This is a genomic window from Alloyangia pacifica (assembly GCF_900116195.1).
In the GTDB taxonomy this organism is placed as follows: Bacteria; Pseudomonadota; Alphaproteobacteria; order Rhodobacterales; family Rhodobacteraceae; genus Salipiger; species Salipiger pacificus.
Genome location: NZ_FOZW01000009.1, coordinates 160,678 through 172,997, shown reverse-complemented (window position 1 = coordinate 172,997; position 12,320 = coordinate 160,678). Strand labels below are relative to the sequence as shown.

The 12,320-nt window shown below is 66.1% G+C and carries 14 protein-coding genes; 9 read left to right on the top strand and 5 right to left on the bottom strand.

The features are described 5' to 3' along the window. Positions 1–171 precede the first annotated feature (171 nt). The 9 genes from BM397_RS18805 to BM397_RS18765 all read left to right on the top strand — a co-directional run bounded on the left by BM397_RS18805 (position 172) and on the right by BM397_RS18765 (position 7,828). The gene (locus BM397_RS18805; protein WP_092429428.1) at positions 172–834 is read left to right on the top strand and encodes an aspartate/glutamate racemase family protein; all 663 of its coding nucleotides are present in this window, start codon (positions 172–174) and stop codon (positions 832–834) included. Next, positions 834–2,192, top strand: coding sequence for a dihydroorotase (locus BM397_RS18800; RefSeq protein ID WP_092429426.1), 1,359 nt, complete (start codon positions 834–836; stop codon positions 2,190–2,192). The genes BM397_RS18805 and BM397_RS18800 overlap by 1 nt, the downstream gene beginning before the upstream one ends. Before the next feature lie 62 nt (positions 2,193–2,254). Continuing rightward, complete coding sequence (locus tag BM397_RS18795) at positions 2,255–3,181, top strand: dihydrodipicolinate synthase family protein (RefSeq protein ID WP_092429424.1); 927 nt, start codon at positions 2,255–2,257, stop codon at positions 3,179–3,181. Continuing rightward, positions 3,181–3,951 (top strand): SDR family oxidoreductase, encoded by a 771-nt coding sequence (locus BM397_RS18790; RefSeq protein ID WP_092429422.1) that lies wholly within the window; start codon positions 3,181–3,183, stop codon positions 3,949–3,951. Before BM397_RS18795 ends, BM397_RS18790 begins: the two co-directional genes overlap by 1 nt. Before the next feature lie 118 nt (positions 3,952–4,069). Then, positions 4,070–4,882 (top strand): substrate-binding periplasmic protein, encoded by an 813-nt coding sequence (locus BM397_RS18785; RefSeq protein WP_092429420.1) that lies wholly within the window; start codon positions 4,070–4,072, stop codon positions 4,880–4,882. A gap of 80 nt (positions 4,883–4,962) precedes the next feature. Continuing rightward, positions 4,963–5,742, top strand: a complete 780-nt coding sequence (locus BM397_RS18780; RefSeq protein ID WP_092429418.1) for an AroM family protein — start codon at positions 4,963–4,965, stop codon at positions 5,740–5,742. Continuing rightward, entirely contained in the window at positions 5,729–6,505 is a 777-nt protein-coding gene (locus BM397_RS18775; RefSeq protein WP_092429416.1) for an amino acid ABC transporter ATP-binding protein, read from the top strand. Before BM397_RS18780 ends, BM397_RS18775 begins: the two co-directional genes overlap by 14 nt. 7 nt (positions 6,506–6,512) lie before the next feature. Beyond that, entirely contained in the window at positions 6,513–7,175 is a 663-nt protein-coding gene (locus tag BM397_RS18770; protein ID WP_092429414.1) for an amino acid ABC transporter permease, read from the top strand. Next, complete coding sequence (locus BM397_RS18765; RefSeq protein ID WP_092429412.1) at positions 7,172–7,828, top strand: amino acid ABC transporter permease; 657 nt, start codon at positions 7,172–7,174, stop codon at positions 7,826–7,828. Before BM397_RS18770 ends, BM397_RS18765 begins: the two co-directional genes overlap by 4 nt. 58 nt (positions 7,829–7,886) lie before the next feature. Here the strand turns inward: BM397_RS18765 and BM397_RS18760 are convergent, their stop codons facing one another. From BM397_RS18760 to BM397_RS18740, 5 genes are read right to left on the bottom strand one after another with little or no spacing between them, the layout of a single operon-like run. After that, complete coding sequence (locus BM397_RS18760) at positions 7,887–9,014, bottom strand: saccharopine dehydrogenase NADP-binding domain-containing protein (RefSeq protein WP_092429410.1); 1,128 nt, start codon at positions 9,012–9,014, stop codon at positions 7,887–7,889. Continuing rightward, positions 9,011–9,898 carry a creatininase family protein gene (locus tag BM397_RS18755; protein WP_092429408.1) on the bottom strand — a complete coding sequence of 296 codons (888 nt, stop codon included), beginning with the start codon at positions 9,896–9,898 and terminating at the stop codon, positions 9,011–9,013. Before BM397_RS18755 ends, BM397_RS18760 begins: the two co-directional genes overlap by 4 nt. Then, on the bottom strand, positions 9,895–10,698 hold the full coding sequence (locus BM397_RS18750; RefSeq protein ID WP_092429406.1) for an AroM family protein: 804 nt from the start codon (positions 10,696–10,698) through the stop codon (positions 9,895–9,897). Before BM397_RS18750 ends, BM397_RS18755 begins: the two co-directional genes overlap by 4 nt. Positions 10,699–10,730: 32 nt before the next feature. After that, positions 10,731–11,927 carry an NAD(P)/FAD-dependent oxidoreductase gene (locus tag BM397_RS18745; protein ID WP_092429404.1) on the bottom strand — a complete coding sequence of 399 codons (1,197 nt, stop codon included), beginning with the start codon at positions 11,925–11,927 and terminating at the stop codon, positions 10,731–10,733. A 10-nt stretch (positions 11,928–11,937) separates the two neighbouring features. Then, on the bottom strand, positions 11,938–12,306 hold the full coding sequence (locus BM397_RS18740) for an ectoine synthase (protein ID WP_092429402.1): 369 nt from the start codon (positions 12,304–12,306) through the stop codon (positions 11,938–11,940). Between the last annotated feature and the right edge of the window lie 14 nt (positions 12,307–12,320).

Here is a 12,320-nt window from a genome sequence, read left to right as displayed (position 1 = left end):
TGCGGCTCCGCGCTTCATCAAAAAGCACTCGGGGCGACATGAGCGGCAGGCCGCGAATTCCCCGCGACGTGCACCGAAAGACCTCTTTTTTCGGGTGAGTGGACCCGACCTTCGAGAGCCTCCAAATGACCGTTCGCTCCTCCTGCGGCCGACGAAACCGAAAGAACCGAAATGCAGATTGCCGTCCTGAATCCCAACAGTTCCCGCAAGGTGACGACCTCTATGGAGGACTGTCTTGCGCCGCTCATCGCCACGACACGCCACGCGATCATTTGCGACACGCTGGAAGAGGGCCCCGAGGGGATTGAAACCGATCAGCACGTCGCGGATGTGGTGCCACTCGTTGTCGATTATGTCCGCCGCACCGAGGCGGACGCCTTTGTCATCGCCTGCTTTTCCGATCCGGGCGTCCAGCAGGCGCGGAAGGTGACCGACAAGCCGGTGTTCGGGATCGCAGAGTCGGCCTATTGCGCCGCGCTGATGCATGGCGCGCGCTTCGGCGTGGTCTCGCTCGGCCCTTCCTCTATCGCGCGTCACCTCGCGCGGATCGACGGATTGGGTCTGTCCACCCGGCTGGCAGGAGACCGTTCCGTCGACATGACCGTGGCCGAGGCCAATGACGTCGATGCAGCGCGCGCTGCAGTGACCCGCACCGGCAGGGCATTGATCGATGAGGACGGGGCCGAGGTGCTCATCCTTGGCTGCGCCGGCATGGGCGGTCAGCGCCCGGAGCTCCAGGCGGCGCTCGGGCGTGTCGTGATCGACCCTGTGCAGGCGGCCGTCGCCAACGCCATTTCGGCGCTGGATCTTGACTACACAAGGAAGGGTTCGTGATGGACCGCATTGTCAAAGGTTGCCTTGTCACCCCGCACGGTCGGATCGAAGGAGGCTGGGTCGGTATCGAGGACGGGCGGATCACCGCGATCGGGCAGGGCGTGCCGCCCGCCGCGGCGCAGACCGACGATCATGGCTCGGCACTGATCCTGCCCGGCGTCGTCGATGGCCAGACTCATGCGACCAGTTACCTGGGACTTCCCGGCATCGCACCGACCACGGCGTCAGCCGTTGCGGGCGGGGTGACGACGCTTGTGGACATGCCCTATGACAATCCGCTGCCGCTGGACCGCCCCGACCGCTTCGCCGCGAAGGCGGATGCGGTGGCGCAGCACGCCCATGCCGATATGGCGCTTTATGGCACGGCGACCCGTGAGACCGGCGTCGCGCAGCTTAAGGCTTTGATCGAGGCCGGGGTTGTGGCCTTCAAGATCTCGTCATTCGAGAGCAGCCCGACCCGCTTTCCGCGCATCGCCGAGGATCTGACGCTCGACCTCTTCGAACAGCTTGCGGCCACCGACCTGCCGCTCGGACTGCACAACGAGGATCAGGAAATTGTTCATGCGCGCATGGCGCGCGCCCGCGCTGCGGGGATCGAAGGCATCGAAGCGCATTCCACCTCGCGTCCGCTGGCTGCAGAGATGGCTGCGACCGCACAGTTCTTCGCGCTGGCGCAAGCCGCCGGAGCGCATGCACATCCCGTCCACCAGACGGCACGCGAAAGCTTTGACATCACGGCGATGTTTGCTGCTTCGGGCATGCGCGCGACGGGCGAGCTTTGCGTGCATTACCTTTGGTTCGACGCCGCCCGCGACGGTGAACGTCTGGGCGCACGGATGAAGGTGAACCCGCCGATCCGCCCCGGTGCGATCGACGGGATTTGGGCCTCGGTCGAGGCGGGGCATGTGGCTTTCGTCTCCTCCGACCACTCCAGCTGGCCGATCGATAACAAATACACCGACTCCATCTTCGACGCGGGGGCGGGCGTGCCCGGCATGGAAACGCTGCTGCCCGCCTTCTTCACGCTTGCGCGTGACCGCGGTCACGATCCGGCGCTGATGTGCGCGCAGATGCTTTCGGAACACCCCGCCCGCTTCTTCGGGATCGACGACCGCAAGGGCGCCATCGAGATCGGGCGCGAGGCGGATCTCGCCGTGCTCGAGGAAGGTGCCTTTGTCTGGGACGAGACTCGCGCGCAGGACGGTCTGAACTGGAGCCCCTTCCACGGCGAAACCTTCGGCGCGCGGGTCGCGGCCACCTATCTGCGCGGCGCGCCGGTCTGGGACGGCAGCGAGGTGCTGAATGCACCGGGCTCGGGGCGGCTGGTGAAACGCGCCACGGCGGGCTGGTTTGCCTGAAACGACACGCCATGCCGCCGCGCCGCGGGGCAGGGGATGAGAATGGGAAGTTGAGACGAGATATGGGTTTGATCGACGAGAACACCTCTGGGGTCTTCGTGATTTCCGTAACGCCTTTTGACGAGCAGGGAGCCATCGACTGGCAGAGCCTCGATCGGGTGACGGACTTCTACTTTGAGGCCGGGGCCGACGGGCTGACCATACTTGGGATGATGGGCGAAGCGCCGAAGATGACGCAATCCGAGGCGCTGGAAATCTCGCGCCGGGTCATTGCGCGGGCCGGGAACCGTCCGGTGGTGGTGGGTGTGTCTGCCCCCGGCCTCGCCGCGTTGCGCGAACTGAGCATGGCCGCGATGGACATGGGGGCCGCTGGCGTCATGGTGGCGCCGCCCGGCAGCCTGCAGACCGACACGCAGATCCATGGCTACTACGGGCAGGTGGTGAAGACCCTGGGGCCGGACATCCCCGTGGTGCTTCAGGACTTCCCGCTGGCCACCAAAGTCGTGATCAGCGACGAGGTTCTGGCGCGGATCATCAACGATTTTCCCTCGATCAAGATGCTCAAGCATGAGGATTGGCCGGGCCTGCAGAAGATCACCAAGATCCGGCAGGCCGAGGCGGCGGGACAGCGCCGCATCTCGATCCTCTGCGGCAATGGCGGGGGCTTTCTGGCCGAGGAAATGGCGCGCGGCGCGGATGGCGCGATGACCGGCTTCGGCTATCCCGAGATGATGGTGCAGATCGCCCGGCTGATGACCGCGGGGGAGAAAGACCGGGCGCATGACCTCTTTGACGCCTATCTGCCGCTGATCCGCTACGAGTCTCAGCCCGGACTTGGTCTTGCCGTTCGCAAGCACGTTCTGGCGCGGCGCGGCGCCATTGCCTCGCCCGCCCTGCGCGCGCCGGGCTCGGGGCTGACCGCCGCTGCCGCAGCAGAGGTCGACTATCTGATCAGCAGACAGGAACGCCGACTGAAGGAGCTTGGCTGATGGATTTCGGACTGCAGGGAAAAGCCGCTCTCGTACTTGGTGCCAGCCGCGGTCTTGGCGCCGCCTGCGCGCAGGAGCTGGCCCGCGAGGGTGTGAAAGTCTTTGCCGCCGCGCGCGACCTTGATGCGATCAGGGACTGGGCTGCGGAGTTTGGCGATCTCGTGACGCCGGTCGCGCTCGACATGACCGATGCGGAAAATGTCTCGGACCTTGCCGCGCAGATGGCCGCGCAGGGCATCGACATTCTGGTGAACAACTCCGGCGGCCCCAAGCCCGGCCCGGCCAAGGCGCAAACGCCCGAGGCCTGGGAAGAGGCATGGGCGGCGATGGCCGGTCCGATCATGACGCTGACCTCGGCGCTGCTGCCGGGCATGAGCGAGCGTGGCTTCGGACGGATCATCACCATTGGCTCGTCCGGGATCGAGGCGCCGATCCCCAACCTCGCGCTGTCGAACGGCGTGCGCGGGGCGCTGGCGGGCTGGTCCAAGACCCTCGCGGCGGAGGTCGCCGCCGATGGCATCACGGTCAACATGATCCTGCCCGGGCGCATCGCGACGGACCGCGTCGCGCAGCTCGACGAGGCCGCGTCGAAGCGCACCGGCAAGAGCGTCGAGGATGTGCAGGCAAGCTCGCGCGCGACGATCCCGGCCGGGCGCTATGGCAGGCCCGAGGAATTCGGTGCGGTCGCGGCGTTTCTCGCGTCCACACGGGCCTCCTTCGTCACCGGGTCAATGATCCGGGTCGATGGCGGCATGCTGCGTCATCTCTGACGCGGCTCTGAACGACAGGGACGGGCCGCGCAGGCCCGGTCTCGCCCCGGAAGGATCGGCATAAAGACCGGCCCCGGAAAGACCCGACTTTTCCAACACTTGAACCAAGGAGGTCTGGATGACCGAACGTGCTATGGCCGCGATGGCGGTTTTGGCAGCAGGTGCCCTTTTGGCTGGCCCCGCCGCTGCCGATTTCAAAGATGAACTTCTCAAGACCGACACCATCGTTGTCGGGACCACCGGCTCGGCGCCGCCGTTCTCGATGATCGGGGATGACGGCGAGCTTGGCGGGTTCGATGTGGCCGTGATGACCAAGCTGGCGGAAGACCTTGGCGTCAATGTCGAGTTCGAACAGCTGGATTGGGCAGGTCTTCTGCCGGGTCTCGCCTCGGACCGCTTCGATGTCGTCTCTTCGGGCGTGACCCGCACCGCCGAGCGTCTCGCGTCGGACGATCTGATCATGCTCTCGCCCTACATCATCAACGGCGTGGCGGTCACCAAACTGGCGGCGAATGACGAGATCGGCGGCTGGGACGATGTCTGCGGCAAGACCGTGGGCGTGATTCGCGGCTCCGCCGAACTTGGCCTGATCGAAGCCTCGCTGCCCGAGGGATGCCTTGGCAAGGTCAGCGAATATCCCGGCTGGACCGAGATGTCGCTCGACCTCAAGAACCACCGCATCGACTGGATCGGCATGGATTACCTCGGGCCGTCCTATCTTGCGGCCAAGGACGAGCTGATCACCGTGCTTCCCGAGGTGCGCTCGCCCAAAACCCAATCCGTTGCCGTCGCCCCGGGTGACGCGGAACTGGCCGAAGCAATGGACAAGCTGATCGCGAGCTACCGCGAGGACGGCACGCTGAACGCATTGGTCGAGGAATACTTCGGTCAGCCCGTCGATTTCACCCAGATGCCTGCCGACCCGTCCTGAGCGGGTTCCCACGAAACGCACCCAAAACAATCGGTCCCGCCCACGAAGGGCGGGGCCAAGAAACCAAAGGACTCTCCCTCATGCCGACCAAGATCGGGATCATCACCACGGGCCAAAGCCCGCGCAACGAATACGTCAGCTTCCACACCAACGCCCTCACGGCCATGGGGCTCGAGGTCGAGGTCACCGAAAAGGCCTGCCTCGACGGGCTCACCCGCGCCCAGATTGCCGAGCATGAAATCTCGCCCGCGGATGGGCTCGGGATCGGCTGCTACGTGCACAACACGACGCCCGACGATCGCCGCATGGGCGCGGGCTGGGAAGAGATCTTCGTGGCGCAGGACTGGTATCTGGAACGCGCGCAGGCGGCGATCGACGCCCATGTCGCCAACGGCGCCGAGATCATCCTGATGTGCTGCGCCGAAATGTATCCCGAAGGCGCGCTGTCCTCGCCGGTGCCGCTGCTGCTGCCCTATCAGCTGATGTTCGATCTCGTGCGGCGTCAGGCCGAAGCGCGCGGCGGGCTCAAGCTGGCGCTGCTGCTGCCGACCGAGTGGCACATCGATCAGGACCGCGCCACCTGGTCCTCGCAGCCCTGGATGGAAAACGTCGAGAGCCACTTCGGCATCGGCATCGCCACCGGCGAGGCCCTCGATCAACTGGCGCCCGAGGGTCCGTTCGATCTGGCCCTGATCTGGGGCTACGGCGACGGTCTTGCCCCGCATGACCCCGAGGATCTGCTTGCCGACATCTCGGCCCGCCTGGGCTGCCCGGTTGTCACGCCCAATGTGCTGAACGTCTTCAATGCCCGGATGTTGACCTCTCCCGCCTGGCCGGAGCGTATTCATGTCCGCCACTGACGGGCCGCTGCTCGAGGTTGCGGGACTGGAAAAGACGCTGGGCACACAGCGCGTGCTGCGCGGCGTCGATTTCACCGTCAATCGCGGCGAGGTGCTGGCCATCATCGGCGCGTCAGGGTCGGGGAAATCGACCCTGCTGCGCTGCCTCAACCTGCTGATCCGCCCCGATAACGGGCGGATCCTCTGGCAGGGGCGCGAGGTTGGCTGGGTGCAAAACGGCGGCAAGCGCATGCCCGCGCGCGAGCGTGACCTGCTTGGCTACCGCACCCAGATCTCGATGGTTTTTCAGAGCTTCAACCTGTTTCCGCACATGACCGCGCTGCAAAATGTCATGGAAGCGCCGGTGATGGTGATGAAACGGCCCCGTGATGAGGTGAGGGCCGAGGCCGAGGCACTGCTCGAGAAGGTGCGCCTGTCGCATCGCGCCGGCGCCTATCCGCATCAGATGTCGGGTGGCGAGCAACAGCGCGTGGCCATCGCCCGAGCGCTGGCCATGCGTCCCGAGGCGCTGCTGTTCGACGAGGTCACCTCGGCGCTCGATCCCGAACTCAAGGGAGAGGTGCTCTCGGTGATGCGCGACCTTGCCTCGGAAGGGATGACCATGGTGTCGGTCAGCCACGAGATGGGCTTTGTCCGCAACGTCGCCGACCGGGTGGTGTTCATGCACAAGGGCCGGGTCTGCGAGGCGGGCGACCCGAAGGACGTCCTGGCCAACCCGTCGACAGCAGAGTTGCAGGCCTTCGTGCGCAGCGTGACGGATTGAGGCGCACATGGATGTTCTTGCAACGCAGATGCCCCGTTTCCTGCAGGCAATCTGGCTGACCATCTGGCTGTTTGCGCTGATCGCCACCGTCTCGACCCTTCTGGGGCTGGTGCTGGCGCTCTTTGTCAACGGCCCGCGCGGGCGCCGCGCGCTGTCGGTCTATACGTGGATCTTCCGCGGTCTGCCCGAGCTTGTCGTGCTGCTTTTCTGCTTTCTCGCGCTGCCGCGCATCGGGATCGATCTCGGCGCCATCGGCTCGGCCTTTCTCGCCTTCGTGCTGATTGGTACCGCGTTTCACGCGGAGATCTTTCGCGCAGGCCTCGCCGCCATCGACCCGCGGCTGATCGAGACCTCGCGCAGCCTCGGCATGGGGCGCATGTTGATGCTGCGCCGCGTGATCATCCCGCAGCTCGCGCGCATCTCCGTGACCCCTTGGGCTACCTTTCTGGCGGGCAACGTGAAGATGCTGTCGCTGGCCTCGGCGGTCTCCGTCGGCGAGGTGATGATGGTCACGCGCCAGAGCCTCGCGATCTCGAGTGATCCCATGACGCTCATCCTCTTTGCCGGCGCGGTCTATGCCGCGATGGCCAGCGTGGTGATGGTCGCTGAACTGCTGCTCTCGGGGCTGATGCGCCGTCGCTATGGCCCGATCAACGGAGGCATGACATGAACTGGAATGTCGTGACGGACAACGCCGGGCTGTTGCTGGAGGCCTTCGGCACCACGCTATGGATCGCAGGCGCGACCATCGTGCTCTCGGTGGTGCTGGCCTTTCCCCTCGCGGTGATGCGGGACGGACCGATCCGGGGCCTGCGCATCCTCTCCGCCGTCTTCTCTTGGGTGATGCGTGCGACACCGGCGCTTACGCTGCTTTTCCTGACGTATTTCGGGCTGCCGCAGGTCGGCATCTATCTCGCAGCGGTTCCGGCGGCAATCGCCGGGCTCACGCTCTCGGCCACCGGGTACAACATGGAGTATATCCGGGCCGGGCTGCGCGCCGTCCCTTCGACCCAGTATGAGGCGGCACGGGCGCTTGGCATGCCCTTCCCGATGATCCTGCGCCGGGTGATCGTGCCGCAGGCGATCCGGACCATCATGCCACCGCTGACGTCGAACCTGACACTGGTGATGAAAGGCTCGTCACTGGCCGGGATGGTGGCGGTGACCGAGCTGACCGGCGCCGGGATGGCACTGATCTCGCGCACCTACCAGCCCTTCGAGATCCTCATCGTCATCGGTCTGGCCTATCTGATACTCAATGGGGCGCTGATCTGGTTGCAGCACCGCGTCGAGAACTGGTTGTCGCTGCCCGGTCAGGGCTGAACATCTCGATCCGCCATGAAGATCGGCCCGCAACCTCAGTTGCGGGCCGTTTTGTTTGTTACGCCGCGATCCGCTGGCTTAGTGCCGCGCGAAGCGCCGCGGCCGCCTGCGGAATATCGTCCGGTGACAGCCGCGCGACGTCTACGCCGAATTCGTCGCGTACCGCCGCCGCGCAGGTCTCCGTCGCGATCAAGGTTCCATCTTCCTTGATCTCGGCGATACCCCCTTTGAGCTGACCGGCGTGCGCGGTGTCCAGCGCCGCCTGCGGGTCGAGCCCGGGCACCGGCAGCACCTCCACACGATCGGCCCAGACCCGGATCGGCCAGCCGCCGGGCTTCCCGTCCGGCCCGGCGCCATGCTGATAGCTGCCGTCGTCGCGCAGCGCCGCCAGTACGGTCTTCACGCCCGAGGCCGCGGTGCGGCTTTCCTGCGGCACCTGACGTATCCGGCGGGCGCTCTCGGCCATCAGCGCGTTGAGGTCGAGCGTGTCGGTGACGTCGCACCCCTCGACAAGCACCCGAGCAAGCCAGGGGGCGGCTCCGGCACTGCCCGAGCGCTGGAACCATTCGGCCACCGAGTGATGCGCCATGATCATCGGTCGGACCGACAGCGCGGAAACGCCCATGTGCTGCGCAACCATGGCCTGCAGTTCGGCGGCCATGTTGTCGACATTTCCGATGCCAGTCAGCGGCTTCGGGCCGCCCGAGACACCGGCCGTGCGCGTCAGCACCTGGTTGGCGAAGTCAGGGAAGGGGGCGGTGATGAAGCTGCAGGAGTGCCCGGCCAGACCCAGCGCTTTCTGCACCGAAAGACCAAGCGCAAGATGCGCGGCGAGGAAGCCTCCCATGCCGGCACTGCGGATCCGCTCGAACACCTCGGGCGGCAGACCGCGGGCCATCTCGGGCACCGAGATCATCGTCGCGGCATGGAACAAGGTCCGCGGCCTGGTCCGGGAAATGACCTCGGCCAGTGCGGCGCTGTCGCCGAGGTCCAGTCCGTGCGCCTCGATGCGGACGTGGCGACCTTCCTGCAGCGCGCCTAGCGTGGCGCGCCATGCAATGCCTTCGGCGCGGGGACCATCCCGGTCGATCAGGCAGATGCGGGTGATTTCCGGACGGCGGGCAAGGTATTCGACCGCATGGGCGCCCACCGCGCCAGCACCGGTGATCATCACGTCAAAGCTCATCGCGACACTTTCTTGGTCAGGGGCTGTGCAATGCCCGGTTTCGCTGGATCCGGAGCCACGCCCAGCCGAAGCGGCGTTTGCGCGAACTTCTCGAGGAAATCCGCAAGGCCAGCCACCGTCACCTCAAGCACGGCCGCGCCAGTTTCTGCGGTGGAGGCGCCCGGGTCTCCGTAGTAGCCGCAGTCGTCGGCATGGAAGATCGCGGCCCAGCCTGCGCCGGCGTCGGTCACCGGATCGTCGGAGCATCCCGGCGCGACCCACGGCTGGATCAGCCGCGGCTGAAGACCCGCGCTGCGCTCGGCCAGCAGGGTGGCCTCGGCCGCGCCGAGGACCTGCCCTGCCAGGACCGTTTCCTGTTCGCAGGCATGGCCGGGGCGGGGCAGGTCGCCTTTCAGAAGCGCCACCATCGCGTCATAGGATGGGGCGAAGTAGTCCACCATGCCGACCGCATGGCCGTCGGTGATCATCTCGCCCACCAGCGCACGAAGCGGCGCGGAGTTGCCGCCGTGTCCGTTGACGAAGATCGCCCGCGGAAACCCGGCATCGAGCACCGAACGGGCCACATCGCGCAGCATGGACAGATAGGTGTCGAGCCGCAGCGAAATTGTGCCCGGCCAGCTGAGGTGATGCGGCGTGAAGCCGAAGGAGACGACCGGCGCGACGATCACCTCGACCTCGGTGATCCGGGCGGCGGCCATCTCGGCGACGGCGGCGCTCAGCAGGCTGTCGGTCTCGACCGGCAGGTGATCGCCATGTTGCTCGATCGAGCCGGTGGGGATGATCACTAGCGCGCCGCGGTCGCGCGCGGCGGTGATCTCGGCCCGGGTCATCTGCGACCAGATCAGGTGGCGCGGAGCGAAGTGGCGCGACGTTTCGGTGCTCATGTGCGGTTCCAGTCGGCAGGAAGGAAATCAAGATCGTTCAACGCCGGCATCAGCAGGTTGCGCAGATGCAGCACGGTCGCCCGGTGCGGCAGGATCAGCGGCGCGCCGATGGCGCGCTCGAGCGCGGGGATCTCGTCGCGGGCATCATAGGGCGCAAGGCCGACGCCATAGCCGAAGAAAAAGGCGTATTCGACCTCGGCCGCGCCAAGTGCTTGCGCCGCCTCCAGCCAGGTGGAGGTGATCGGCGAGACCACCAGCTCGATCTGCTCGGCGAAGGGGCGCGACAGCCAGTCGGCGCGGTCGTGATCGGCATGCTCGGCATCGACGATGACGCCGACCTTGGGCTTGCGCGACGACCCTTCGGCGATGGTCTGCGCCAGCGCGAACATGATCTCGCGCGGGTGGATCAGCATCGTACGGGCCGTAAGTGCGCCTTCGGGGAACTCTGCGGCGCAGGCGAGCAGAACCATGTCCACGCCGTCTTCGGTCTCCAGCCGCTCGATGGCCTGCTGCACGAGGCCGGTGGCGAACTCCAGGTCATAGAACCGGTGCTCCCAGCCATCGCCCATATGGTTGCCCTTGGCACCGGGAACGTGGACATGCGCGCCGAGGTTGGGCGTGGATTTGTCGACCTCATGCGGATCGAGATCGGCCAGCGTCAGCCCGTCATAGATGTGGCGCAGGGTGATCGTGACATCCGCCCCGAGCGCTTTGAGGAACAGCCCGTGATAGTGCAGATATTCGTCGCGCGGGCCGTGGCCGGTGGTGATGATGCCGATATGGCGCTTAGCTTGGGACATTTGAAAACTCGTTCTTGGTCTTGGGGAGGGGCTCAGCCGGCGAGGTTGACGGTCATCGGCTCCGCGGGCGGAGGATTGTCCGGATCGGCAAAGCGGGCGGGATCGGTGTGCGGGTCCGGTGCATCGCCCAGCACGATCCCGGCGGTTCGCGCGGCGCCTGCGGGGCTCATCATCACTCCATGCCCGCCATATCCGGTGTTGAGAATGACGCGCGGGGTCTCGGGCAGGGCCCCGATCAGCGGCAAGCCGTCGCCGGTGACCAGCAGGCTGCCCGAGCGGATGTGTCCGCCGCGGATCTCATGGCTGCGGTGGCCCCAGAAGGGCACAAGCGGTGCGACGGTGGCGATGGCCTGCGCAAGATAGTCCGGGTCGACCGGCGGATCGTCGGTGAAACTGTCCAGAAACAGCGTCGAGCGGAACGAGGCGGTCATCCGCGCGCCGCCATGATCGGGGCGCCAGAACGAGCCGAGATCGGCGTCGATGGTGGCCGGATGCTGGGGGTCGATCCCGTCGAGCGTGACGTATTGAATGGCCGAGCGCGAGAGCCGCAAGGGCAGAGATTGATTCAGCCCGACCATCAGCCCCGGCAGCCGCGCCGCGGTGGCAAGCACGATCTGGCCGGTGTGAATCTCGCCAAGGGTGGTGCGCAGGGTGACCGATTGATTGCCCGGACGCACCACCAGCAGATCGCAGCCCAGCAGGATATCCGCCTCCATACTCGCGAGGTATCCCGCGATGATCCGGTCGATCTCGACCACGCCATCGGCTGCACGAAAGGCACCGCCCACGACGTCTTCTGCAAGGCTCGGCACCTGCGCGCGCAGTGCGTCGGGCTGCAGAAAGGCGACGTCGTCGAGGCCCGCTGCCTGTTGCCGCCGCACCCGGTCGCGCAAAAGCTCGGCGCCCGCCGCGCTGCGGCTGGCATAGAGATAGCCCACCGGCCGATATCCCGCGTCCTGGCCGGTATGCGTGGCGAAATCGCGATAGAATTCGATCGAAGGTCGTGCCAACGCGATGGAGCCGCGGTGCTCCCATTGCGCCCGCACGCCTTCGCCCGAACGCCGAGAGGCGAGCATGGCCAGCGCCGGAAGGCGCTCGATCAGCAGCGGGCGCAGGCCGCGCTGCGACAGCGCCCATGCGGTGGCAAGCCCGGCAATGCCGCCGCCCACGATGGTCACATCGGGGTGGTCGGGAACGTCGGACAGTGAGTGGAGGAAACGTGCGGGCATCGGGAGCGCCTTACATGTCGCCGGCTTCTTTGGAGGGCGTCGCACAGACCGCGACGACGAGCCCGGCCTCGCCGATGATGTGGCGGTAGCGGTAGTTCTTCGGCAGGTACATCGCGTCGCCCTGCTTGAAGTGATGGGTCTCGCCGGTGGCCTCGACGATCTGTTCGGACCAGCCATGCAGGCAGTAGAGGATCACCTCATGCTCACCGTCGCCTTCGACCATGACGTCGAAATGCGGCATGTAGGTCGTGATGTGGAACGACATGGGCGAGCCATGCAGCTTCTTGGTGATCAGCCGGTGGCTGAACTCTTTGCCTTCGTGAACCCAGGTGAAGGCAACGTCTTCCTGGCGGGACCATTGGATTTTTTCTTCGGTCATTGGAACTTTCCTTG

Excerpts from the sequence above, each read along its gene's own strand:
- BM397_RS18740 (WP_092429402.1), bottom strand. The coding sequence starts at position 12,306 with ATGACCGAAGAAAAAATCCAATGGTCCCGCCAGGAAGACGTTGCCTTC.
- BM397_RS18785 (WP_092429420.1), top strand. The coding sequence starts at position 4,070 with ATGACCGAACGTGCTATGGCCGCGATGGCGGTTTTGGCAGCAGGTGCC.
- BM397_RS18775 (WP_092429416.1), top strand. The coding sequence starts at position 5,729 with ATGTCCGCCACTGACGGGCCGCTGCTCGAGGTTGCGGGACTGGAAAAG.
- BM397_RS18800 (WP_092429426.1), top strand. The coding sequence starts at position 834 with ATGGACCGCATTGTCAAAGGTTGCCTTGTCACCCCGCACGGTCGGATC.
- BM397_RS18795 (WP_092429424.1), top strand. The coding sequence starts at position 2,255 with ATGGGTTTGATCGACGAGAACACCTCTGGGGTCTTCGTGATTTCCGTA.
- BM397_RS18805 (WP_092429428.1), top strand. The coding sequence starts at position 172 with ATGCAGATTGCCGTCCTGAATCCCAACAGTTCCCGCAAGGTGACGACC.
- BM397_RS18790 (WP_092429422.1), top strand. The coding sequence starts at position 3,181 with ATGGATTTCGGACTGCAGGGAAAAGCCGCTCTCGTACTTGGTGCCAGC.
- BM397_RS18770 (WP_092429414.1), top strand. The coding sequence starts at position 6,513 with ATGGATGTTCTTGCAACGCAGATGCCCCGTTTCCTGCAGGCAATCTGG.
- BM397_RS18765 (WP_092429412.1), top strand. The coding sequence starts at position 7,172 with ATGAACTGGAATGTCGTGACGGACAACGCCGGGCTGTTGCTGGAGGCC.
- BM397_RS18760 (WP_092429410.1), bottom strand. The coding sequence starts at position 9,014 with ATGAGCTTTGACGTGATGATCACCGGTGCTGGCGCGGTGGGCGCCCAT.
- BM397_RS18755 (WP_092429408.1), bottom strand. The coding sequence starts at position 9,898 with ATGAGCACCGAAACGTCGCGCCACTTCGCTCCGCGCCACCTGATCTGG.
- BM397_RS18750 (WP_092429406.1), bottom strand. The coding sequence starts at position 10,698 with ATGTCCCAAGCTAAGCGCCATATCGGCATCATCACCACCGGCCACGGC.
- BM397_RS18745 (WP_092429404.1), bottom strand. The coding sequence starts at position 11,927 with ATGCCCGCACGTTTCCTCCACTCACTGTCCGACGTTCCCGACCACCCC.
- BM397_RS18780 (WP_092429418.1), top strand. The coding sequence starts at position 4,963 with ATGCCGACCAAGATCGGGATCATCACCACGGGCCAAAGCCCGCGCAAC.